22 protein-coding genes, 1 tRNA gene and 2 pseudogenes are annotated in these 20790 nt (G+C 69.9%); 10 read left to right on the top strand and 15 right to left on the bottom strand.

Going from position 1 to position 20790, the window contains the following annotated elements; all coding sequences use genetic code 11:
- Nucleotides 1–156: 156 nt before the first annotated feature.
- On the bottom strand, nucleotides 157–642 hold the full coding sequence (locus tag ACGFZQ_RS41445) for a MarR family winged helix-turn-helix transcriptional regulator (protein WP_393844757.1): 486 nt from the start codon (nucleotides 640–642) through the stop codon (nucleotides 157–159).
- Nucleotides 643–1522: 880 nt separating this feature from the next.
- Here ACGFZQ_RS41445 and ACGFZQ_RS41440 point away from each other — a divergent pair.
- Nucleotides 1523–1957: a peptidoglycan-binding protein gene (locus ACGFZQ_RS41440; protein ID WP_393844756.1), complete on the top strand. Its 435-nt coding sequence runs from the start codon at nucleotides 1523–1525 to the stop codon at nucleotides 1955–1957.
- Here the strand turns inward: ACGFZQ_RS41440 and ACGFZQ_RS41435 are convergent, their stop codons facing one another.
- The 3 genes from ACGFZQ_RS41435 to ACGFZQ_RS41425 all read right to left on the bottom strand — a co-directional run bounded on the left by ACGFZQ_RS41435 (nucleotide 1958) and on the right by ACGFZQ_RS41425 (nucleotide 4595).
- Nucleotides 1958–3130 carry a hypothetical protein gene (locus ACGFZQ_RS41435; protein ID WP_393844755.1) on the bottom strand — a complete coding sequence of 391 codons (1173 nt, stop codon included), beginning with the start codon at nucleotides 3128–3130 and terminating at the stop codon, nucleotides 1958–1960.
- Nucleotides 3131–3269: 139 nt separating this feature from the next.
- Nucleotides 3270–3989 carry a leucine-rich repeat domain-containing protein gene (locus tag ACGFZQ_RS41430; RefSeq protein WP_393844754.1) on the bottom strand — a complete coding sequence of 240 codons (720 nt, stop codon included), beginning with the start codon at nucleotides 3987–3989 and terminating at the stop codon, nucleotides 3270–3272.
- A gap of 39 nt (nucleotides 3990–4028) precedes the next feature.
- Nucleotides 4029–4595, bottom strand: coding sequence for an NADPH-dependent FMN reductase (locus ACGFZQ_RS41425; RefSeq protein WP_393844753.1), 567 nt, complete (start codon nucleotides 4593–4595; stop codon nucleotides 4029–4031).
- A 754-nt stretch (nucleotides 4596–5349) separates the two neighbouring features.
- On the opposite strand from ACGFZQ_RS41425, the gene ACGFZQ_RS41420 reads away from it, so the two are divergent.
- Entirely contained in the window at nucleotides 5350–5577 is a 228-nt protein-coding gene (locus tag ACGFZQ_RS41420; RefSeq protein WP_393844752.1) for a DUF6480 family protein, read from the top strand.
- A gap of 28 nt (nucleotides 5578–5605) precedes the next feature.
- Complete coding sequence (locus ACGFZQ_RS41415; protein ID WP_393844780.1) at nucleotides 5606–5665, top strand: hypothetical protein; 60 nt, start codon at nucleotides 5606–5608, stop codon at nucleotides 5663–5665.
- A 56-nt stretch (nucleotides 5666–5721) separates the two neighbouring features.
- On the opposite strand, the gene ACGFZQ_RS41410 is transcribed toward ACGFZQ_RS41415, so the two are convergent.
- Together ACGFZQ_RS41410 and ACGFZQ_RS41405 are read right to left on the bottom strand one after the other, a co-directional pair.
- The gene (locus tag ACGFZQ_RS41410) at nucleotides 5722–6234 is read right to left on the bottom strand and encodes a hypothetical protein (RefSeq protein WP_393844751.1); all 513 of its coding nucleotides are present in this window, start codon (nucleotides 6232–6234) and stop codon (nucleotides 5722–5724) included.
- Between the two features lie 211 nt (nucleotides 6235–6445).
- Nucleotides 6446–7006 carry a hemerythrin domain-containing protein gene (locus ACGFZQ_RS41405; RefSeq protein ID WP_393844750.1) on the bottom strand — a complete coding sequence of 187 codons (561 nt, stop codon included), beginning with the start codon at nucleotides 7004–7006 and terminating at the stop codon, nucleotides 6446–6448.
- Nucleotides 7007–8244: 1238 nt separating this feature from the next.
- Here ACGFZQ_RS41405 and ACGFZQ_RS41400 point away from each other — a divergent pair.
- The gene (locus tag ACGFZQ_RS41400; RefSeq protein ID WP_393844749.1) at nucleotides 8245–8478 is read left to right on the top strand and encodes a hypothetical protein; all 234 of its coding nucleotides are present in this window, start codon (nucleotides 8245–8247) and stop codon (nucleotides 8476–8478) included.
- 330 nt (nucleotides 8479–8808) lie between these two features.
- A pseudogene (locus tag ACGFZQ_RS41395) lies at nucleotides 8809–9473 on the top strand (GAF and ANTAR domain-containing protein).
- 165 nt (nucleotides 9474–9638) lie between these two features.
- Here the strand turns inward: ACGFZQ_RS41395 and ACGFZQ_RS41390 are convergent.
- Nucleotides 9639–9923, bottom strand: a complete 285-nt coding sequence (locus ACGFZQ_RS41390; RefSeq protein WP_393844748.1) for a hypothetical protein — start codon at nucleotides 9921–9923, stop codon at nucleotides 9639–9641.
- Between the two features lie 395 nt (nucleotides 9924–10318).
- On the opposite strand from ACGFZQ_RS41390, the gene ACGFZQ_RS41385 reads away from it, so the two are divergent.
- Both ACGFZQ_RS41385 and ACGFZQ_RS41380 read left to right on the top strand, forming a co-directional pair.
- Complete coding sequence (locus tag ACGFZQ_RS41385) at nucleotides 10319–10621, top strand: hypothetical protein (RefSeq protein WP_393844747.1); 303 nt, start codon at nucleotides 10319–10321, stop codon at nucleotides 10619–10621.
- An 87-nt stretch (nucleotides 10622–10708) separates the two neighbouring features.
- Entirely contained in the window at nucleotides 10709–11392 is a 684-nt protein-coding gene (locus ACGFZQ_RS41380; RefSeq protein ID WP_393844746.1) for a DUF6766 family protein, read from the top strand.
- Between the two features lie 10 nt (nucleotides 11393–11402).
- Here the strand turns inward: ACGFZQ_RS41380 and ACGFZQ_RS41375 are convergent, their stop codons facing one another.
- Both ACGFZQ_RS41375 and ACGFZQ_RS41370 read right to left on the bottom strand, forming a co-directional pair.
- Entirely contained in the window at nucleotides 11403–11777 is a 375-nt protein-coding gene (locus ACGFZQ_RS41375; RefSeq protein WP_393844745.1) for an STAS domain-containing protein, read from the bottom strand.
- 30 nt (nucleotides 11778–11807) lie between these two features.
- Nucleotides 11808–12638 carry an EamA family transporter gene (locus ACGFZQ_RS41370; RefSeq protein ID WP_393844744.1) on the bottom strand — a complete coding sequence of 277 codons (831 nt, stop codon included), beginning with the start codon at nucleotides 12636–12638 and terminating at the stop codon, nucleotides 11808–11810.
- 83 nt (nucleotides 12639–12721) lie between these two features.
- Between ACGFZQ_RS41370 and ACGFZQ_RS41365 the strand changes: the two genes are divergently transcribed.
- The gene (locus ACGFZQ_RS41365; RefSeq protein ID WP_393844743.1) at nucleotides 12722–13243 is read left to right on the top strand and encodes a diguanylate cyclase; all 522 of its coding nucleotides are present in this window, start codon (nucleotides 12722–12724) and stop codon (nucleotides 13241–13243) included.
- A 40-nt stretch (nucleotides 13244–13283) separates the two neighbouring features.
- Here ACGFZQ_RS41365 and ACGFZQ_RS41360 read toward each other — a convergent pair whose 3' ends face one another.
- Nucleotides 13284–13412, bottom strand: coding sequence for a hypothetical protein (locus ACGFZQ_RS41360; RefSeq protein ID WP_393844742.1), 129 nt, complete (start codon nucleotides 13410–13412; stop codon nucleotides 13284–13286).
- A 197-nt stretch (nucleotides 13413–13609) separates the two neighbouring features.
- Here ACGFZQ_RS41360 and ACGFZQ_RS41355 point away from each other — a divergent pair, with 197 nt between their 5' ends.
- On the top strand, nucleotides 13610–15082 hold the full coding sequence (locus tag ACGFZQ_RS41355) for an aminotransferase class I/II-fold pyridoxal phosphate-dependent enzyme (protein WP_393844741.1): 1473 nt from the start codon (nucleotides 13610–13612) through the stop codon (nucleotides 15080–15082).
- Between the two features lie 519 nt (nucleotides 15083–15601).
- On the opposite strand, the pseudogene ACGFZQ_RS41350 reads toward ACGFZQ_RS41355, so the two are convergent.
- From ACGFZQ_RS41350 to ACGFZQ_RS41340, 3 genes and pseudogenes are all read right to left on the bottom strand, one after another.
- Nucleotides 15602–15880: pseudogene (locus tag ACGFZQ_RS41350) on the bottom strand (nitrate reductase); the annotation flags it as partial.
- Nucleotides 15881–15893: 13 nt separating this feature from the next.
- Nucleotides 15894–16220 carry a plasmid stabilization protein gene (locus ACGFZQ_RS41345; RefSeq protein ID WP_393844740.1) on the bottom strand — a complete coding sequence of 109 codons (327 nt, stop codon included), beginning with the start codon at nucleotides 16218–16220 and terminating at the stop codon, nucleotides 15894–15896.
- Nucleotides 16221–16564: 344 nt separating this feature from the next.
- Entirely contained in the window at nucleotides 16565–17098 is a 534-nt protein-coding gene (locus ACGFZQ_RS41340; protein WP_393844739.1) for a hypothetical protein, read from the bottom strand.
- Nucleotides 17099–17332: 234 nt separating this feature from the next.
- On the opposite strand from ACGFZQ_RS41340, the gene ACGFZQ_RS41335 reads away from it, so the two are divergent.
- A complete protein-coding gene (locus tag ACGFZQ_RS41335; RefSeq protein WP_393844738.1) occupies nucleotides 17333–18868 on the top strand; it encodes an FAD-dependent oxidoreductase in 1536 nt (511 codons plus the stop codon).
- A 226-nt stretch (nucleotides 18869–19094) separates the two neighbouring features.
- Here ACGFZQ_RS41335 and ACGFZQ_RS41330 read toward each other — a convergent pair.
- Both ACGFZQ_RS41330 and ACGFZQ_RS41325 read right to left on the bottom strand, forming a co-directional pair.
- Nucleotides 19095–19167: transfer RNA gene (locus ACGFZQ_RS41330), tRNA-Lys, on the bottom strand.
- Between the two features lie 98 nt (nucleotides 19168–19265).
- Nucleotides 19266–20780: an amino acid permease gene (locus tag ACGFZQ_RS41325; protein WP_393844737.1), complete on the bottom strand. Its 1515-nt coding sequence runs from the start codon at nucleotides 20778–20780 to the stop codon at nucleotides 19266–19268.
- Between the last annotated feature and the right edge of the window lie 10 nt (nucleotides 20781–20790).

The following is a 20790-nucleotide window of genomic DNA, read 5'->3' as shown; positions in this document are numbered from 1 at the left end:
GCGCCGAAGCACCGCCGGTTCGCGGAAGCGGCCCGCTGGCGGGCCTCCAGGTCCTCGCGCGGGATACCGAGTGCGTCGTGGCGCTGCGCACCGAAGGCGGACCGGCGCTCGGGCTCGTCCCAGGGGTCGCCCGAGGCCGGGCCGGCGCCGGCGCGCTTATCCCTCGTCGTCCGCGGGATGGGCAAACCGGGTCAGCAGATCCCTCAGCTGCTCCACCTCGCCGGAACCCAGTTCGGCGGCAAGACGTCCGGCGAGCGGCTCCGCCGCCACATGGACCGCGTCGAAGAGTTCCAGCCCCTGCGGCGTGATCTCCACCTCCCGGACCCGCCGGTCCCCCGGAACGGCCTTCCGTACGGCCAGGCCCTTCCGCTCCAGGTCATCCACGACCCGCATGATGCCGGCCTTGTCCGTCCCCGTCGCCGCCGCCAGGTCCCGCTGCACCGTGGGCCCCTGATTGACGAGCACGATCAGCACCGCGAAGTGCCGCAGCTCGATGCCGAACGGCCGCAGCGCCTCCCCCATCACCGAGGCCGCGTGCCAGTGCGCCCGGCGCAGAAGCAGGCCGAGAGCGAAAGGCGAGGTGTCCCCCGGGCGGTCCGTCGCACGCGAGGCGGCGGTTCGGGCAGGAAGGTCGGCGGCCATGAGGCCAGACTACTTCAACCAATACGGTATCGCCTGAAACTAAATGCGGTAGCGGCGCCGAGGACGGTGAGGGTGAGGCACGGTCCGGTCCAGGTAGACAAGGGCACAACCAGGTTCGCGGAATGCCCCATTCCGGCTGACGTGCTTTGTCGTGATGATGTCTCGCCGTAAAGGAACTCGCACCGAGATCGGCGGCCAGAACACCTACCGTTTCGGATCGATATCCGGATGCTTCGCACCATGGTCGTTGCGCAATGGAATACCTTGATGCGATCACGACAGTTGGCGCGAGCGTTCCACCGCTCACGCTTTTCAGTCAACCACCGGCAGCGGAATACCGGACACGGCGCAGACCACCAGCAAGGGCCAGTCCCACCGTCGCCCGACGCGCGGCGACTTGCCGGCGGTCGTGGCGCCCGACTCCCCCGGGTGAAGAGCAGTCGACATCAGGCACCGGCATTTCGCCGGCTGCGGACGCCGAGGTCCGCCGCACGATGCCGCCGTTGACGCGTACCGGGTCTGTGGAGGCCGAGTGGAGGGGGGTTGTCGATCATGAAGGGACTATACATTTGATGTGTACACGTCACAGCCCAGCGGCGTCAGCGGTACGCGACCTTCACCTCATGGGCGCGCCCGCGGCCTCCGACGCGAGGCGGCCGACCTCGAAGAGGGCGAAACCCGTCCCCGGGTTCCGTCCGACAACCGCCCGATCCGCAGGCCATGGCCACATACGCCGGCAGCCGACCGTGCGCGAAACTGTGCAGACAGCAGCGACTACCGCCCCGGCGTCGAACCCCGCCGAGCAGTTGATGCGTAAATAGCTGAATCCCCAAATGACTCTGCATTTGCGCATCATCAAGGCCCCATTAAAATGGGCCACATGACTGAGACAGCAACGAAATTCTACGTAGTAAAGAAAGGCGACAACCTGAACAAGATTGCCGCCACACACGGTCTGACTCTGGACCAGATCCTGAAGTGGAATCCGGAGATCACCAATCCGAACGTGATTCAGATAGGCCAGCGGGTCCGTGTCTCCGCACCGGAGTCCTCCGGCGAGTACCAGCCCTTCCCGGGTGCCGACTTCTTCGCGCCGGACACGGCCAGCCCGATCATCGAGGCCATGGGCAACCGCCTCATCGAGGAGCACTGCTCGGCCTACCCCGGCGGGCCCGACGATCACTGGAGCGACGCCGACCGGGCCTCCTACGTCAAGTGGCAGCAGAAGCTGGGATTCTCGGGCAAGGACGCGGACGGCATTCCGGGCAGGAATTCCTGGGACAGACTCCACGTACCCGCCGTTCTGACCGACTGATCACCCTTCGGCCTCCTCGTCGGCCGAGCGGGAACTTGCTGGTCCGGCACGGGGTGCAGGCCCTGCTGCGGGGACGACGGTCGTGCGGCCGGCGGCGGTCGGAGGATCCAGGGGACCACGTACCGACTCCAGGACCCTTTGGCCCTGCCGGTCGACCCATTTGGTGAAGAGTTCCTGGGAGTATCCGAAGATGACGGCCCAGGCGATGATCTGGGCCGAGGAATCCAGCGCGGTGAGCCCCGGCACGAAGCCGCCCCGCATGAGGAGAAGGCCGAGCACGGCGGTGAGGGCACCCGCGGGGAGCTTCAAGGCAGCGAGGGCGACCGGCACCGGATAGGTAGTCGACGTACCCCTGATATTCCGCAGCGCTGACGCGGCCGCGACTCCGGCGGCGACCAGGCCGACGATCTCCACGACGACGTAGTCGCCCCATGACGTGACGGCGGCGAAGTTCTGGTCGAGTTCGGTGGAGTCGAGAGAGCCCTGACTGGCCGTGGGGCAGACGATCGCATAAGGGACCTTCGAATCCGTGGCGGGCTCGGCACTCTGCCGTGAGGGGTTGAAGCACAGCGGAACGGAGTCCGGGAAGAAAGCCGTCAGTACTGCCACCCCTGCCGCCAGGACGAACAGAAAGGCGGCCACCCCACAGACGATGCGCACGAAACTGCCCGCACGGAGCTTCTCACGCAAGGTCACGCTGTACGCGACATCCACGGATTCGAGGACGACGACCAGATCCGTCTCGTCGATGGCCCGTCGGTGGGCGTACTTCTCCATCACGACTTCCGTGGCAACCCTGCGTGGGTCGTCGCGTGCCAGGTGTTCTCTGACCACGGCGAGGAGTCCCGGAAGATAGGGAGCCACCTCGGCGGGGGACGAGAGGAACGACTTCAACCAGAGCAGGCGTGCGGTGTTCAAGTGGAGCTGCGCCGCGGTGACATGAGACCCGAGCGGCGCCCGGCGATGCTCGTCGAAGGTCAGGGTCTGCTCCGCGCAGTCGATCTCCTCGTCGGCCGCACCCAGAATCGCCTGGCCGTCCGGCCTGCCGGAAGCCTCCACCACGTGCCTGCGCTCGCTGACCAGGGCCCGGAGTTTACGGACCGTGGCACGGGCGTCCTCACCGAGTTCCCAGGAGCGCCGCTCGCGGTACCACTCCGGGTATCGCCCCGGCACCCTTCCGCGAACCCATCGACCAAGACCCATGGGCCCATGGTCCGCATCCAGCCACGCACCGACGGCGATTGCCCCGAACGGTGGTGCGTCGCCCTCAACCCGCCGCCGGCTTTCCCACCCTCCGCCAGTGGCTTTCGCTCTACAAGAGGACGACGCACCCCCGCCGCTCCAGTTCGGTCAGCAGCGACGGGGTCGGCTCGCAGTCGTTCCACCGCAGGTCCAGCTTCTCCAGCGCGGGCATGTCGACGACCCAGTCCGGCAGCCGCGTGAGGTGGTTGCTGCGTACGTCGAGTCGGCGCAGTCGGGACAGGCCGGCCAGCACCTCCGGGAGTTCGGTGAGGGTGTTCTCCCGCAGGTCGAGATGGCGCAGTTCGCGGAGGTCGGCCATGGATGGCGGCAGGCTTTCGACCGCGTTGCCCCGCAGCCAGAGTTCGCGCAGGTTGCGTAGGTCTCCGACGCTGTCAGGCAGCGAGGTGAGTCGGTTGTGCTGTGCCCGGAGTTCGATCAGGGCAGCCATGCGGCCGATGGGCTCGGGCAGGGCGGTGAGGGCGTTCTCGCCGATATTGAGGTAGCGCAGCCGAGTCAGGCTTCCCAACGCGTCCGGGATCTCCGACAGCTTGTTGTCGTGCAGGTAGAGGAAACCTGTGAGGTCGGCCAGATCACCCAGTTCGGCGGGCACCGAGGTGAGGTGGTTGTGGCCGAGGTCCAGGGTGGCCAGCCGGTGCAGTCGTCCGATCTCGGGCGGGAGGTCGGTGAGCCCGTTGTCCGCGAGGATCAGCACCTGGAGGTCGGGGTCCTGCCAGACCGACGCGGGTACTTTTCCGAGCTGTCGACGCCACAGGTTCAGCGTGTGCGGCACGGCGTGGTCCTTCCTCGGAAGCCTGACCAAGACCAGGAGTCACGCCAGGTCTGCCACTGGGGCCTGTGCGCCGGCCGCCGCCAACAGGTTCAACACGTCGCCGAGTTGACGGCGGACCTCCGCGTCGTCGATGAGGCCGTCCGCGCCGACCGTCCGCCGGTCCACCGGGGCCTTCACACAGGCCGACTCCACGATGTCGGCGCCGGTGTAGCCCAGAACCGCTCGTAGCGTGGCCTCCGCGCCCTGGCCGCGGGCGGGCGCCGCCGCGTTGACCCAGGCCACCGGCTTGTCACAGATCTCGGTACCACCGACCGTCCAGTCCAGCAGGTTCTTGAACGAACCCGGCAGGGTTCCGGCGTACTCCGGGGTGCAGATCAGGATTCCGTGCGCCCCCTCGATCGCCGCCCGCAGCCGCGCCACAGGGGGCGGCAACGGGTCGGTGTCGTCATCCGGGTTGAAGTGCGGAAGCTCCGCCAGACCGTCATACATGACGGCACACGCCTGCACCGACGGCGCCACGACCTGCGCGGTGCGCAGCACGGCCTCATTGGTGGAACCGGCGCGCAGGCTCCCCGACAGCAACAGAATCACGGGCACAGCGGACATCTGCTCAACCTACCTCCCTGGCATTCCCATCGGAGGTGTACGACGGATCGCTGCCGCCTCACCGGCAGCGGGGCGACGACCGTGGTAATCGCGAAGGAGTACTGGAACACCGCCACGGTGAGACAGGGGACCCACCAAGCCCGCGGCAACGAGAGCGGTGCGGCCGTCAGGTACGCCCGGGAAGCCCAGAGAGCTCCGGCCAGGCACAGCGACGTGTGCCTGGGCAGCGGTCGGATCAGGCGGCCGACCGGCGCAGGCGCCGTATCACCCTGCGGGACCTGCGCCACGTCGCCGCGTCGCGCACGCAAGGCCCCCGAAAACGCAGCAGGTCAGGGGCCATATCCCCCGCCCACCACCCGTAGGCCGTGTGGGACTCGAACCCACAACCAATGGATTAAAAGTCCTGGCCAAAGCTTGCCTGATGGTTCCGGACGGTGCTTCGAGTTCCGGAACCACCAGGTCAGAACACGTTCACGGCGAGGGGCGTGCTGCCTCGTGACGGCTCGTACCGCACCGTCCGCTCACGCATCGCTCACGCGGAAAGGCGGCTGACGGCTGGTCTTCGGGCAGGTGAAACGGGCAGCAGCGCTGCAGCCGTCCCACCGCGGGCGGCTCTTCCGGGCGGGGCGAGAAGCACCCCGTTTGATGTCATATAAGCCGGAAACTCGTAATTATCCAGGTTGCTGCGTAGATATCCACCAGGCAAAACCAAGGCCAACCGGCGGGCAGTTGAGAACCGAGAGGAACCAGTGCCATGACGACTCCTGATCCTGAGCCGGGCCGAACACCGGGACTCGAACCAGGCGGCGGGGTGTCGCCCGGCGACACTCCACCCGCGGAGGGGAGCACCTCCGGCATCTCTCATCCGGAGCCGCCCGAGCTGCGTAAAGGATGGGGACCTATGGCGCTCGTCCTGATCATGGCCGTGGTGCTGCTGGTAGTGATCGGCCTCATCGCGATGGTGGTGGCGCTGATCGGCTAGCGCGCGCACTACGCGGCGGCTTGAGGACGTGACGTGTCCACTGTGCGTGATCACTGGTACTCGCCGTTGGGCAGGGCGTCCATCGTGACCCGTCGGCAGCTGGTCAATGCCAGGGCGAAAGCGACAGCCTCTCGGGCGCCGAGCTCAGGGCAGGTCCGCGCTGTCGAGGGTGAGCAGTTCAATGAGCTGGGATCGGTGGAGGCCCGCGACGTTCTCCAGCAGGTCGGGATGGCGCAGCAGAGGCACGGCCTGGGTGTCCCGCTCCCCGGGGTCGGTCAGCCGGCGCAGGCCCTCGGCGGCGTGGTGCCCGCTCACGGCGAGAGCCTGGTCTGCGGCGTGGGCGGCCAGGGCGGGGTCGGCCAGGAGGCAGGCTGCCCAGCTGACGACGGTTTCGTCGATCCAGGTCCGCCAGTCGGTGTCGCCGGGCTGCGGCTCGCATCCGGTGAGCCGGTCCAGCCGGTGGGATCCGCTGGGGGCAAGCAGGTGGAGCAGCTGTACGTCGAGGTCGGTGGGGTAGCGCAGAGCGGCGGCGAGTGTGACCGCCTGCCGGGCCTGGGCCTCGGCCAGCGCCCTGCTGAGCGCGCCGCCGGGAGCGGGGTAGGCGGTGAGGAGCCAGCGGGTGGAGGCGGCTATGACAGGCGTCAGGTCTTCGGTCACGGCGGACGGTCCCTCGGGGAGCGTGCTCGCCTGTGTCCGGCAGATCGGTCCCGCGAGCTGTGGTGCGGAGCCGCGCTGCCCCGCTCGTGACACACCAGCCTAGGCAGCCGGGCCCGAAGAGGGAATGAGCCGCGTCACAGGAGGCCGCCCCTGGTGCCCGCCCGGCAACCCGGGCCGGCACCACCCGGCCCGGAACCGGCCCCTGCAACGATCAGGACTTGCCGCGGCCGGTGATCAGGTCGCGAGCCCGGTCCACCAGACCGGCGCCCGGCGCGAGGAGCTTGTTGGCCGGCGGAGTGTTCGGCGCGGAGGGGTGCGGGCGGGTGGGGGCCATGGACTTGGCCCGGCGGATCTTGTCCCCGAGGTCGTTGAGAGCCTCGGGAGAGCAGGACCGGCGCAGCATGGGGAAGAGGTTGTCCTCCTCGTCCTGGACGTGCGCGGAGACCTCGTCCATGAGCTCCTGCAGCAGGGGGCTCATCTTCGGATCGCCGGTGTCCGTCTTCTCCAGCTGCTTGAGGAGCTTCTCGACCCGCCCATGGTCCGCGATCTCCTTGTCCGCGATCCGGTCTCCGCCCTCGATGTGCTTGCGTACCGCCGGGTACAGGTACTCCTCCTCTGCGATCGAGTGCCGTACCAGTTCGATCGTGACCTCGTCCACCACGTCACGGAGTTCCTGTCCGCCGCCCGGCATCCCCTGGATCCGGGCGAACATCTCCTCGACCTCCCGGTGGTCGGTCGTCAGTTCCGCGATCGCGTCTCCGCCGTGCCCCATTGTCCGTCCGCCTTTCGCTGGTCGTGCCTGGGCCGGGTCGGTCCCGCCCAGCTGACAGTGGTTCCCCATCCGGACAGGCACGGCGCCGCACCGGGCGATGTACACCCGGTCGGGCGTGTCCGTCGTTCCGTAAGGGGCGGACGAACCGGCACGTGACCGCGCGTATGGCGGGACGACAGAGCGCCGTGCGTACGGCGGGGTGGCAGAGCGCCGTGCGTACGGCGGGGTGGCAGAGCGCTGCCGACGTGAGCGATGCGGCGGTCAGTCCTCGCCCCTTACGACGTTCCGGTCGTCCCCCTGCCGCAGTTGCCCCGAGTTGTTGTCGAGCGTCGCGCGCAGGCAGGTCCGTATGCCTGACCCGCGCAGGCGACGCGCCCTCGCCCAACCGGTCTCGGCTCGGCGTACGGCTGTCGGGGTACTGGCTTCCGCAGTCACGGCTGCTCATCTTCCTTCTGGCTCGGGCCTGTTGCGGTCCGGCTCGTCCGTCCTGCCCCCGTTGTTCTTCTCATCCCGAGTGTCCAACGGGCCCGGCGTGAAACCTGGTTCGTGGCGGTGAGCTCGACGAGCGAAGCGCCCTGGCGGGGTGGGGCGTTGCGGCAGTCGGGGCGAGCCCACGCACGGTGCGAGTCACACCTGCGGTGTGCACGGCGACGTGATCGAGTACGGCTACTAACTCGTCGCAGGACCTGCCGGGCGCGCAGCCGGCTCGCGGACCGCGACCACGGTGATTTCCGCGCATGCTTTCGCGGCCCCGGTCGACCAAGGAGCGGGCCTCTCGACCAAGCCCTCAGAGCGGCGTGCGCTCGTCTGCCCCCGGCCACGCGGCCCTCTCGTTCTCCCCCGGCGCCGGCCCCTCGGCCACCGCGGACAGGACCTCCTGCGCCTCCTCGGCGGCGTCCTGAGGGGCGGCGCGGGTCACGCAGGTACACGGGGAGGGGCCGGATCACCGCGTTGACCGTGATGCCGAACACGCGCCGAAAATCGCCTCTTCGACGCGCGCGTCCGCGGTGGCGAGGGAGACCTGGCCGCTGGTGAGAACGAACAGCACGCCGGTGGGGGCGCAGCTGCGCTGGCACGTGTCCACAACACGTGGAGTCGTGCGTCCCGGACCACACCGAAAAGGTTGCCGACCGGCTCCCGCGGTGCCTCGCGTCCCTTCGGGGTACTCGGCCGGTCCGGACGACAAGGCCGGCGGGCCGAGCGCCCGCTTCGACACAACGGAACGGAGTGATGCGACGATGGCCAGTGCCACGGAGACCGGACACGTCACCGGAACCCCCGACAAGGACTACAACCTCCTCTGGTACGTCGAGAGCTGCCTGGAGAACGCCCTGCGACTGGACACCTACATCAAGGACGCCGAGCGGGCGAAGGACGAGCAACTGGTCGAGCTGTTCAGCAAGGCGCAGGCTGACAGCCGTAAGGGCGCAGGCCTGGGCAAGGAACTGCTGCGCAGCCGCTTGACCGGCTGATTCCAGGTGCGGGCGGGACTCCGCTCTCTCGACTCAACCGCCGACCGCCTGCGGTAAGGCCCCCGAAGCCAGGTCCCGGGGCACCCAGGGGTCCGTTCGCACTTCATTCGGACTGCCGATCCACAAGACTTGGTCCTCGGTTTGGCGGTCCGTCTGCCTGCCGTCCAGCGCCACGGGGACGACCGAGCAGTACCCGGAGCCATTTTCCCGCCCGCCACGGGTATCCGTCTGCGATGTGAAGGTGAGCCTCGCCCGAGACGGGTATGAGGCTTGTCCAGACGTGACGAGCAGCGGAGGACGACGTGGACTGGGGGGCGGTTCGCGGAGCAGATGGCTTCGATGGCGCGGGATCTTCTGGCACAGGACTCGGTCGATGACACTCTGCGGCGGATCACCGAGTCGGCCACCGAGCTGGTCGACGGCTGTGACGCGGCCGGCATCCTCGTGCTGCACGACTCGCAGGTGGAGACGCTCGCCACCACCCATCAGCTGGTCACCGACAGCGATCGGCTGCAGCAGCGGCTGGGGGAAGGGCCGTGCTTCGACGCCGCCCGGACATCGCAGGGGCGAACGGGTCTTCCGCATCGCGGACCTCACCGCCGAACAGCAGCGCTGGCCCGCCTACGCCCCTCAGGCACACAAGCTCGGTTGTCGGCAGCATGATGGGTTTCCTGCTCTTCACCGAGGAGGAGGACCTCGGCGCGCTGAACTTCTACTCCCGCGAGTCGGGGGCCTTCACCGAGGCCAGTGAGGTGGCCGGATGGTCGCTGGCCTCGCATGCGGCGGTCGCCTTCTCCGCCGCCCGCACCCATGCCCAGCTGGAAAGGGCCCTCGCCACCCGCCACACCATCGGCGAGGCCATGGGTATCGTCATGGGCAGCCACCGCCTCACCGAGGACGAGGCGTTCAACGTGCTGCGCCGTTACTCCCAGGCGAACAACATCAAGCTCCGTGAGGTAGCCCGCCGGGTCTGCGAGGAGGGCACCCTGTCGTGACCCCGGGCGAGCGGCTCCTCCGGCACTTCGGCTGAACCAGAGAAGGCCGGGCCAGGCCAGTCCCCAGGGAAACGCTGCTGAACCGGCTTGCCCACCGAGTCCCCCACCCGACAGCACGTACACCTGCACCGGCGGACCGGCACCAGCCGTGGTGACCGCCCCCGGTCAGGTCGGCCTCGCGGCCCTCACCAGGGGGGCGAGCTCACCCGGCACCGCCCAGCAGTTCGGCCCACCCCCCTGACGCGGCCAGACCTCCGGGCCCCCGCCGTACCACTCGATGAGGCCCGACTCGGCCACATCCACCTCGTCCCGGCACCCGAGCCCGGCGTGCCGCAGCAACATCGTCAGCTCGTGCAGGGAATACGCCGTGCCCAGGAGCTGGTCGTCGAGATACGCGCGGCGCCCTCCACACCCACCGGGCGCCTCCACGATCGCGGAACCCTCGGCCATGGACTCAGCTTCTCCCCAGGAGAGCCGGTCCGCATTCCGGAGGACAGCCGCCGGGTGCCCTGGCGACCGCCGGCCCACCGGACCGCCCCTACAGCCATTGCGTCGCCGAACGGTGACTGGACATCCTGCCCGTGGACATGCGTCGAGCACCGGGACCTCGCTGTCGATCGGTCGGGCATAGCCCAGTAGCTCTACGCCCGCCCGGCGCCCCGGCGCGGCTGCCCTCCGCGACACCGTCAACCCCTCAGCATGTCCGGACAGCCCCGACCGCAGCGAGTGGAGGTCCTTTGTCGCGCCGGAGGAGTACGGGCGGCCTGATGGCACTCGCCTGTGCTGTCTGCCTGAGCTCCTGCAGCACGCTCGGTGAGTGAGAGGCTGCCGCGTCCCGAGCCGCCGTGTGCTTCGAGGAGAGCGTCCGGCGCGCCGACGGGGCGCGCGCCTGTGCGGCGCTGGCCCCCCAGACACGGCAGGAACTTCAGCAGCCGGCGAAGACGTCCTGCCCCAAGGCTCTCTCCGAAGAGCAGCTGTCCCCCGCGGGGGCGGTGCGCACGGTCCAGGTCTACGGGCGGCAGGCACGGGTGGTCCTCGCCGCCGACACGCTGTTCCTGTCGGTCTTCCCGTCCGGCTGGAAGATCACCGCGGCAGGCTGTGAGCCGCGGCCCCACCAGCCGTACCAGTGCCAGGTCAAAGGAGGGTGACCGGAGAATGCGAGCCCTGTTCACGTTGCTGCTGCTCACGGTCGGCGCCGGACTCTCCTACTTCACCGCCGTGGGGCTGATGCAGCGGTGAACCGCCTGACACGGTTCGTGAGCCACAACAGCCTGACCCTGGCCTTCGGTACCGGCTTTCTGCTCACCCTCGCGGGCCAGGCCGTGTCCGGGCACGCGGACTTCGACAACCAGCTGGTCACCGACGGGCTCCATCCCATCGGCTTCCTTTACTACCTCACGACCTCGGACTTCGCGGTGGACGTCACCGAGAACTGGCAGTCGGAATACCTGCAGTTCTCCCTCTACATCTTCGGCACCGTCTGGCTGCTCCAACGCGGCTCGCCCGAGTCCAAGGAGCTGGACCGGGCCGGTGTGCAGAGCGACCGGGAACAGAAGGTCGGCGAGCACGCCGGACCGTTCTCACCCCGCTGGGCGGCCGACACGGGATGGCGGCAGACGGTGTACTCACGCTCCCTGGGCATCGTCATGGGCGCGATCTTCATCTGGTCGTGGCTCGCCCAGTCCATCACCGGCGCGGCCGCCTACAACGAGCAGCACCTGCGCCAGCTCCAGGCATCGGTCTCCTGGCCGCAGTACCTCGGCTCGGCCGACTTCTGGAACCGCACCCTGCAGAACTGGCAGTCCGAACTCCTCGCCGTCGCCTCGATGGCCATCCTCTCGGTCTACCTGCGCCAACGCGGATCCCCTGAATCCAAGCCCGTCGGCGCGGCCCACACCGCCACGGGAGTCGAGGGCTGAGGCCCACCGGTCACGCCGTGGCGTCCTCCGGGTTCGCCTGCACCTTGAGGACCCGGTCGGCCCCGGTGAGCTCCAGCAAGCGCCGCAGTTGGGCCGGCGGCGCGACTATGCGCAGGTCGGTCGTGTGGTGGATGCCGAGCAGGAGATTCAGGAAGGTCGAATCCGCGAAGGTGACGCCACCGGTGTCGACCACCACCCTGGAGTGCTTCTCGGCAGCTGCCTGCAGCGTTTCCGCGAGCGGCGCGATCGAGGCCGGGTCGTAGGCGCCGTGGGCCACGAACACCTGGACCCCGTGCGACTCGTACTGGACTACCGCAGGCGGCCCCGGGCGGGAATGACCGGCCTCGCTGGAACGATCGTCGTCACTCCCGGTTGTATGGGTCATGCCCCCCAGTGTCCCCCCGCGGCCTTGGCGTCACCCCAGGGTCAGCAGAACGATCGCGAGGGCCGCACTCACCAGGCCGGTCACCTGTGCCCGGGTGAGTCTCTCGCGCAGTACCGCGACGCCGAGAACGGTGGGGATCGCCGGGTACAGGGACGCCAGCACGACGGCGACGGCCAGCATCTGCAGCTGGGCGGCCCGCATGTAGAGGATGAGCGCGAAGGCCGCGCCCGCTCCGGTCACCACCGCTTCGGCCAGGAGGCCCGGTGGCCGCCGAAAGCGGGAAACATGCCGTAGGGCGCCCGGCAGCAGGAGGAGAACGGCGGCCAGACGGCCGGCGGCCACGGGCCACAGGCCGCTCGCCGGGCCCGCCTGGGCGAGCCCGATGTACTGCACGGCGATCGCCGAGCTGGCAAGCAGGCCGTCCGCCAGGGCCCTCCGGTCCCCGCCCGGACCGATGCCGCCGGAGACGAGCCACAGGGCGGGCACGGTGGCGCAGATGCCCAGCCAGGCCGCCGGGGTGGGCCGGTCGCCCAGGAAGAACACCCCGCACAGTACGGACAGGGCGACTCCGGTGACGGCGCTGACCGGCACCACGACACTCATGGCTCCCCGCGTCAGGCCCCGGTTGAGGCAGTACATGGCGGTCCCGCTGCCCGCCCCGGACAGCGCTCCCCAGCAGACGTCCGGAGAGCGGACCGCCGCTGCGGGCAGCAGGACCGCGGCCGCCAGCGCGAGCAGCAGCCCGCCGATCTGCCCGAGGAAGGTGACCACCGTGAAGTGCGCCCGGCGTGACAGCAGCCCGCCGGCGAAGTCGACGACGCCGTAACAGACAGCCGAGGCCAGCGAGAGCAGAGCACCCATCAATCCCCAGTGCCCGGCACGGGCGCTTCGACCCGCCTCGGTACCGACCCGTCGGTGCCGCTCCCCGAGGCTTCACGTCGCAAGTGCGCTTGCCGGGCCTCGCCGACTGGTGGATGCACCGGCGGACCCGGGTCGAGCACACCAGCGGAACCAAGGAGTCCGCGGTCCACGCCCTGATGATGACCGAGGCCGGAATCCCCGTCCTCATGGGCCTGCTGGCCCGCGTCAACCCGCTGGTGCTCAGCGTGATGGGCGGCGCCGCCCTCGCCCACGGCGCGACGGCCGTGTACGACGTGTCGCTGGCCGTCAAGGAGCGGGAGGTCCACCCGATCGAGCAGCACATCCACAGCTTCCTGGAGGTGCTGCCGCTCACCGCGCTGGCCTTCACCGCCTGTCTCCACGCCGACCAGGTCCGCAAGACCCTGCGGGGCGGCCCGGACCCGCAGGACTGGCGGCTGCTGCCCAAGGAGCACCCGCTGCCCGCCGCGTACCTCGCGGGGCTCGCCGCGATCATCGCGGGCGGTGTCGCCCTGCCCTACGCCGAGGAACTCCGGCGCTGCCTGCGGACCGCGACCGCGTCGCGCGAAGTCCCGGCCCTCGGCTGATCGAGCGCCGCGGCCTGTCCGCGCGGGCAGTCAGGCCCTGTCACAGTTGTCGGCGGATCCCCAGCTCTTTGGGCACGCGGCGGCCGTTGTCCGTCACCGCCACGGCGTCGACAGCCTGCTCGCGCATCAGCCGGAACGCGCTCAGTGCAGACCGGGGCTCCGCAGTCACGAGGACACTCGCACGCAGGCGCGGGGCGGGCTTCCACATGCGATTGTTCCCGAGGTGATCGGGTTGCCGCTCGTGTCCCGCACCGGCTCCCAGGGACATGCCCCCTGTCCCTTCCTTCGTCCCCGAACGGGCGCCTGCCGGGTGGTGACTGACCGCGCAACGGGCATGCGGTCAGTCGTCGTGGGAACTCCGCAGCCATGTGTCTCAACCATGATGAAGCACCCGTCCTGGACGCCCTCGCCCGCTACCACGAGGCCGACGAGCTGGGGTTCTCCCCGCCGGGGCACAAACAGGCACGCGGCGCGGACCCCCGGGCCCGAGCGGTCCTCGGCGACGCCGTGTACCTCGGTGACGTGCTGGCCAGCGGCGGCATGGACGACCGGCTGTCCCGGGGCCGGGTACTGGAGCGGGCCGAGGAGCTGATGGCCGACGCGGTGCACGCGGAACACACGTTCTTCTCGACCTGCGGCAGCTCCCTGTCGGTCAAGGCCGCCATGTTGAGCGTGACCTGCCACGGCCGGGGCCTGATCGTGGGCCGGGACGCCCACAAGTCGGTGATCGCCGGGCTCATCCTGTCCGGCGTGGAGCCGATCTGGGTCGAACCCCAGTGGGACCCGGAACGCCACCTCGCGCACCCCCCGTCGGCCGCCGCCTACGAGAAGGCGTTCGCGGAGCATCCCGAGGCGGACGGCGCCCTCGTCACCAGCCCCACCCCGTACGGCACCGCCGCCGAGCTGCGCGGCATCGCCGAGATCTGTCACCGCCGGGGCAAACCGCTGATCGTCGACGAGGCATGGGGCGCGCATCTGCCCTTCCACGACGAGCTGCCCACCTGGGCGATGGACGCGGGCGCCGACGTCTGCGTCACCAGCATCCACAAGATGGGCAGCGGCCTGGAACAGGGCTCGGTCTTCCACCTCCAGGGCGACCTCATCGACCCCGCCGAACTCTCCTCCCGCGCCGACCTGCTCGGCACCACCAGCCCCAACGTCCTGCTCTACGCGGGAATCGACGCCTGGCGCCGGCAGATGGCCCAGCACGGCCACGACCTCCTCGACCACGCCCTGCGGCTGGCCGGGCGCACCCGGGCCGCGATCGAGGACATCGACGGCTTCCACGTCAACGACGCCGGCGACTTCTGCGGGCCGGACCGCGCCGCCGAGTTCGACCCCCTCCCGGTCGTCATGGACATCGAGGCGCTGGCGACCACCGGCTACCGGGCCGCCGGCTGGCTGCGCGAGCACCACCACCTCGACATGCACCTCTTCGACCACCGGCGGATCAGCGCCCAGCTCACCCACGCCGAGGACGAGCAGACCGCCGACCGGTTGCTCACCGCCCTGCGCGACCTCGCCGACCACGCCGACGAGTTGCGGGACGCGCCGCGCGTCGCCGTGCCCTCCCCGGCCGAGCTGCGGATGGAACAGGCCCGGCTGCCCCGCGACGCCTACTTCGAGCCCCACGAGGACATCCCCACGCACCGCGCGGCAGGGCGGATCGCCGGCGAGATGATCACGCCGTACCCGCCCGGCATCCCCGCCGTACTCCCCGGCGAACGCCTCACCGACCCCGTCCTGCGCTACCTGACCAGCGGAGTGACGGCAGGCATGAACCTGCCCGACGCGGCCGACACACAGCTGGACACGATCCGGGTGGTCGCACAGGAGTGACCTCCGGGATGGTCGGCGTCCCAGAGAGACTTACCGGCCCAGATGTAGTCCATGACCAGCCAGGTGAAGACTCACAGCCGTTGTCAAGCGCCGTTGGCGGAGCCCGGCAGCCGATACCCGGTGGCGTCCGGAACAAGCCATCGCGGCCAGGAGCCGATCCGTCGCACCCGTCACGACGAGTCCGCGACGTCCGTCGGCACGAGCGTTCGGAGGGGACCTCGAAAAGCCGGCTCGGCTGCGCTCCATGGTCACCCGATCGGAGCTCGAAGAAGCAGCTGGTCACCTCAAAGGTGAGCCCGGCCCGCGCGCAGCCGGTCGGGCTCACCGGCGGCGGTCCGGGGCCCTTGACCGACACCTCGCGATTGGGTGAAGCCGTGGCCAAGCGCCCCAGTGCACGTCACACCTGACCTCCGCGTTTCGAGCCTACGCTCGCCCGGGCCGGTCACGGCTGCTTCCGATGGGCCGAGGTCGTCACAGGCGGATGACGATCAAGGCGATGTCGTCGTGTCCGCCGCCGCCGGCCTGCCAGCCGAACAGGTCCTTCGGCCCGAGCCGGCCCCGGTTCACCCGGTCGCCGGGCCGCCCGCGCACCCCGACGATCCGGCCGCGGGCGACGGCGACGTCCATCGCATCACCGTTGGAGTGCAGCAGCGACGCGGCGGGGACCCATCGCTCGACGGCGTCGGCCGTGACGCCGGATTCGAGATACGAGTCGACGAGCACCGGCCAGGCTCCGCCGCGTCCGTAGGGGGTGCGGTCGCCCCAGGGCTGCGCGATCCGGTCCACCTCGGGCCGCACCCGCCTCACCCCCTCAACGGCCGAGAGCGTTCTGCAACTGCTGCTTGGTCATCGAGGAACGGCCGTCGATGTTGCGCTTCTTGGCCTCCTCGTACAGCTGGTCCTTGGTCGGTCCCTGCGCACCGGTGTGCGAGCGCTGCCCGCCGCGCTGGGACGCGGACTTGCGGTCACCGGTCGAGGACTTGCTCGCGGTCTTCGACTCGCCCGACCTCGCCCGCTCCTTGTTGACCGTCCGCGAGGCGATCTCCTTGGCCCGCCCGGCGGACTCGCCCCGGTCCTGGGCGCTCTTCTTGATGTGCTCGTACTGTCGTTCCCGCTTGGAACTCGATCCGGCAGGCATCTCGTTACCTCCTCGTTCGTTCTCTCGGATGGTCACGATGGTCACGCGGTCCCGGCGGCTCAGGGATGATCGGGCTGCTGGTCCGGCGGCACTCCGCCGCCTTCTCCGCCGCCCTTGTTCCCCTTGTCCGTGCCAGGGCGTGGCCCTCGCCCGTCTCCTCGATCTGGCGGGCCTTGAGCTCGCCGCTGTCCTGCGGCGTTACGCCACGCCCCCCTTACGGCTGCGCCGCTGCTGGGGCCGCTGAGGGTCGGACATGTTCGATCCTTTCCCTCTTCTCTTGCGATGAGGTCGACATTTCGAGTTCCCTGAAGTTGTCGTCCAACCCGTCGGCTTCCCGCTCGGCGTCAACCGGTGAGCAGGACATCCCGGACCGCCCTGACGCGCAGCTCCTCCAGCGTGCCCATCTGCCGCTCGGCCCGTTCGATCAGTCCGTCGAGTTCCTGCTCGTCGATGCGGCCGTCCGCCTCGGCCAGGGCGCGCAACGTGCGCCAGCCGAGTTCCTTGCCCTTCACCCCCAGCCGGAGGAACTCCAGCTCGATCACCAGAGTGAGCGGTGAACGCCGGCAGAGGCGCCCGTTGCTCTTGAGTCGCCCCAGCCGCTCGGCCACGCCGGACGCCGCGACCTTGTAACGGCGCTTGGGCACGCCCAGGCTCCCCATGATGCGCAGCAGACTCGCACGGTCCTCGGCGATCTCGCCCGCGAGGCGCCGCAACGGTTCCGCGAACGGCGGGTCACGATGCGACCGGGCCGCGAACCCGGAGCGAGCGGATCCGACCGTGGCACCTGCCAGATGGTCGTTGAGGTAGATCCCGAGCAGGTTCGTGCGGACCCCACGGATCTGGGTCCCCGGGCGGGTGCCCGGCATCGGTGTCGTCATGGCTCGTGCCCTCGCTTCTCTCCGCCGCGTGCGGCGGCGTTGCACGAGTACCCCGACCGGGCGTACCTGTCCCCGCCATGCTGAGCATCCGCGCCGGGTGTCTGCCCCGTATCGGTCTTCGGTCAGCTGCCGGGTACCGCGACGCAACCGCACACCCGGCTCACCCGGCCCGGGGCCAGGCGCCCGTTCGGACACCTGCGCGTGTCACTTCGGCGGAGAGGGAACTCGGCGGCCATGAACGCCCATGAAGGACTCCGGGGGTCGTACTGGATCGAGACCGCGCCGGGTGGTGAGCCCGCTCCTCCGCCGGCCGGGGACATCTCCGTCGATGTCGCGGTGGTCGGCGGCGGCATGGCGGGGCTCAGCACCGCCTGGGAGCTGTCCCGGCGCGGGCGGGAGGTGGCCGTGCTGGAGGCGGGCCGGATCGCCGGCGGGGTCACCGGGCACACGACGGCCAAGCTGACCGCGCTCCACACCCTGGTCTACGACCACCTGCGCCGCACCCGCGGCAGCGAGGGCGCGCGGCTGTACGCCGAGTCGCAGTCGGCGGCGATCCGCCGGGCCGCCGAGACCGTCGCCGACCTCGGCATCGACTGCGACTGGGAGGAAGCGGCGGCCTGCACCTACGCTGAGGACGCGGAGCATGTCGCGCAGCTCCGGGCGGAAGCCGAGGCGGCGCGCGAAGCGGGCCTGCCGGCCGAGTTCGTCACCGACACCGAGCTGCCCTTCCCGGTGGCCGGAGCGGTCCGGGTGACCGGGCAGGCCCAGTTCCATCCCGTGAAGTACCTGCACGCCCTGGCCGCAGATCTCCGCGACCGCGGCGGCACCGTCCACGAAGGGACCCGTGTCACCGGCCTCACCGAGGGCGAACCCTGCGTCCTGTCCACCGACGCCGGCATCGAGGTGCGGGCGCGCGAGGTCGTCGTCGCCACGCACTACCCCGTCTTCGACCGGGCGCTGCTCTTCACTCGACTCTCCCCACGCCGCGAACTGGTCGTCGCGGGGACCATAGACGCGAACGCGGCACCGCGCGACATGTACATCACCCCCGAACAGAACACCCGGTCCGTGCGCAGCGCCCCCTACACCGACGGGCAGCGTCTGCTCGTCGTCACCGGCGAGCACTTCACCCCCGGCGCCGCCGACGTCGAGGAACGCCTCGCCCGGCTGGCCGCCTGGGCCACCGGCCGCTTCCCGGGCCTGACGCTCACCCACCGATGGGCCACCCAGGACAACGACTCCACCGACTCCGTGCCCCTCGTCGGCCCCCTCCACCCCGGCAGCCGCCACACCTACGTGGCCACCGGCTTCGGCGGCTGGGGCCTGAGCGGCGGCATCATGGCCGGCCTGCTGATCAGCGACCTCATCGAGGGCCGGAAAGTCGCATGGGCGGGCTTGTACGATCCCCGCCGACTGGGCTCCGTGGTCCGCGAGGGCGGCTCGTTCCTCAAGCACCAGGCGCACGTGGCCAGGCACTTCGTCGGCGACCGGATCCCACCCGTGACAGCCCCCGCACCCGAGGACCTCGCCCCCGGAGACGGAGCCGTCATCCGGGTCGGCGGGCACCAGTGCGCCGTCCACCGGGACGACAGCGGCCAGCTGCACGCCGTCTCGGCCCGCTGCACCCACCTCGGCTGCCTCGTCGCCTTCAACCATGCGGAACAGGCATGGGAATGCCCCTGCCACGGCTCCCGCTTCGCCCCGGACGGCAGCATCCTCCAGGGCCCGGCCGTGCGGCCGCTGGAGAAGCGCGAGGTCCAGTCGCCCTGACGGTCCGGGGGTTGTGGGAGCGGCACCTGCTCAGGGCTGGCTTCACGTCCGCTGAGGCGAAGGTGGTGGACGCCCCGAAGGCCGGGCACATCGGCACACTCATCGTCCGAGCCCGCGCCTGACGGTCGCGTCACAGCCCCGGCCGAGCATGTCCGGCCGGCCGGGGCCTCTCTGTGCAACGGCTGAGGCCCCAGCTCGAAATCCCTCCGAGCTGGGGCCTCTTCCGTAGGCCGTGTGGGACTCGAACCCACAACCAATGGATTAAAAGTCCACTGCTCTGCCAATTGAGCTAACGGCCCAGGCGATGTTGCCTCCCCGAGCATAGCCGGACGGAGCCGTGTCGCCGATCGGGTATCGGGGTCGCGGCCGCGTCGTGAGGCAGAAGTGGCCCGGAGCGTCAGAGATCGACCAGTTTGGCGGTGTCCTCGTGGCGTGCTCTGTCCGGGTGGAGGAACCAGTGCCGGGCCGAGGCCTGCCACCAGATCGCGGCGAAGCCGAGGACCGCGAGAACGGCCACCGGAGCGTAGTTGAAGGACTTCCAGGTGACCGGGGAGACCTGCGGGAGCATGAAGAGGACGGTGATGACACCGACCCAGGCCACCGAGATCACGCCGATCACCCCCGACCAGCGGCCCAGATGCCACGGCCCGCGTTCGAACGCGGCGCCCTTCCTGACCCGCAGCAGCGTCGGGATCACGTACGCCACGTACAGCCCGATCACCGCGATCGACGTCACGGCGGCGTAGGCCGTGTAGTTGATCAGGTACGGGAGGCCCAGTGCGAGCGCGGCGAAGGCCGCGAGCCAGACCGCCGCAACGGGGGTGCGGGTGCGCGGGCTGACCGTGTGCCAGACGCGGGAGAACGGGAGCGCCCCGTCGCGGGAGAACGCGTAGATCATGCGGCTGTTGGCCGTCACCGACGCCATCCCGCAGAAGAGCTGGGCACCGATCACGACGAGGAGCAGCAGCTTGCCCGTGGTCGCGCCGAGCGCGTCCAGCAGGATCTGCGCCGGGGGCGCGCCCGTCGGGGAGCCCAGTTCCTTGTCGTACGACTGGATGGCGAAGGTGAAGCCGAGGAGCAGGACGAAGCCGGCGATCCACGACGTCCAGATCGAGCGGACGATGCCCCGCGGGCCCGCCGTCGACGCGTCGTGCGTCTCCTCCGTCATGTGCGCCGAGGCGTCGTACCCGGTGAAGGTGTACTGCGCCATCAGAAGACCGAGCAGGACCACGTACGGGCCGCTGCTCCAGCCCGTCCTGTTCACGAACTCGGTGAAGACGAAGGACGCCGACTGGTGGTGGTCGGGTACGAAGGTCAGCGCGCCGACGATGACCGCGACACCGACGACGTGCCACCACACGCTCACGCTGTTGAGCAGCGCGACGATGCGGACGCCGAAGGTGTTCAGCAGGCCGTGCAGGAACAGGATCGCGGCGAAGAGGAGGATCGTGCGGCCCGGCGTCACCTTGAAGTCGAACTGCAGGTTCAGGTAGGCGCCCAGGAAGGACGCGGCGCCGAAGTCGATGCCGGCGGTCACCGCCACCTGGCCGAGCACGTTGAACCAGCCCGTGAACCACGCCCAGGCGGCCGCGCTGCGGGGCGGGGCCAGGCGGTGGGCCCAGAAGTAGAGGCCCGCCGAGGTGGGATAGGCGGAGCAGATCTCGGCCATGGAGAGGCCTACGAAGAGGGTCATCAGGCCCACGGCCACCCAGCCCCAGGTGATCACCGCGGGACCGCCGGTGATCATGCCGAAGAGGTAGAGGGTGAGGCAGCCGGAGAGGACCGAGATGATCGTGAAGGAGACCGCGTAGTTCGAGAAGGCCGACATACGGCGGGCCAGGACCTGGGTGTAGCCGAGCTGGGCCAGCCGCTCCTCGTCGGAGGTCGCTTTGCCTATCGCGTCATCTGTCATGCCCCCAGCG

The organism is Streptomyces sp. NPDC048254 (genome assembly GCF_043201895.1).
In the GTDB taxonomy this organism is placed as follows: Bacteria; Actinomycetota; Actinomycetes; order Streptomycetales; family Streptomycetaceae; genus Streptomyces.
This window is presented reverse-complemented; position numbering and strand designations above follow the sequence as displayed.

What these genes read in the sequence shown, in the direction of transcription:
- ACGFZQ_RS41390 (WP_393844748.1), bottom strand. Translation starts at nt 9,923, where the DNA reads ATGGCCGAGGGTTCCGCGATCGTGGAGGCGCCCGGTGGGTGTGGAGGG.
- ACGFZQ_RS41375 (WP_393844745.1), bottom strand. Translation starts at nt 11,777, where the DNA reads ATGACCCATACAACCGGGAGTGACGACGATCGTTCCAGCGAGGCCGGT.
- ACGFZQ_RS41445 (WP_393844757.1), bottom strand. Translation starts at nt 642, where the DNA reads ATGGCCGCCGACCTTCCTGCCCGAACCGCCGCCTCGCGTGCGACGGAC.
- ACGFZQ_RS41355 (WP_393844741.1), top strand. Translation starts at nt 13,610, where the DNA reads ATGTGTCTCAACCATGATGAAGCACCCGTCCTGGACGCCCTCGCCCGC.
- ACGFZQ_RS41425 (WP_393844753.1), bottom strand. Translation starts at nt 4,595, where the DNA reads ATGTCCGCTGTGCCCGTGATTCTGTTGCTGTCGGGGAGCCTGCGCGCC.
- ACGFZQ_RS41340 (WP_393844739.1), bottom strand. Translation starts at nt 17,098, where the DNA reads ATGACGACACCGATGCCGGGCACCCGCCCGGGGACCCAGATCCGTGGG.
- ACGFZQ_RS41400 (WP_393844749.1), top strand. Translation starts at nt 8,245, where the DNA reads ATGGCCAGTGCCACGGAGACCGGACACGTCACCGGAACCCCCGACAAG.
- ACGFZQ_RS41335 (WP_393844738.1), top strand. Translation starts at nt 17,333, where the DNA reads ATGAACGCCCATGAAGGACTCCGGGGGTCGTACTGGATCGAGACCGCG.
- ACGFZQ_RS41440 (WP_393844756.1), top strand. Translation starts at nt 1,523, where the DNA reads ATGACTGAGACAGCAACGAAATTCTACGTAGTAAAGAAAGGCGACAAC.
- ACGFZQ_RS41325 (WP_393844737.1), bottom strand. Translation starts at nt 20,780, where the DNA reads ATGACAGATGACGCGATAGGCAAAGCGACCTCCGACGAGGAGCGGCTG.
- ACGFZQ_RS41370 (WP_393844744.1), bottom strand. Translation starts at nt 12,638, where the DNA reads ATGGGTGCTCTGCTCTCGCTGGCCTCGGCTGTCTGTTACGGCGTCGTC.
- ACGFZQ_RS41345 (WP_393844740.1), bottom strand. Translation starts at nt 16,220, where the DNA reads ATGCCTGCCGGATCGAGTTCCAAGCGGGAACGACAGTACGAGCACATC.
- ACGFZQ_RS41420 (WP_393844752.1), top strand. Translation starts at nt 5,350, where the DNA reads ATGACGACTCCTGATCCTGAGCCGGGCCGAACACCGGGACTCGAACCA.
- ACGFZQ_RS41405 (WP_393844750.1), bottom strand. Translation starts at nt 7,006, where the DNA reads ATGGGGCACGGCGGAGACGCGATCGCGGAACTGACGACCGACCACCGG.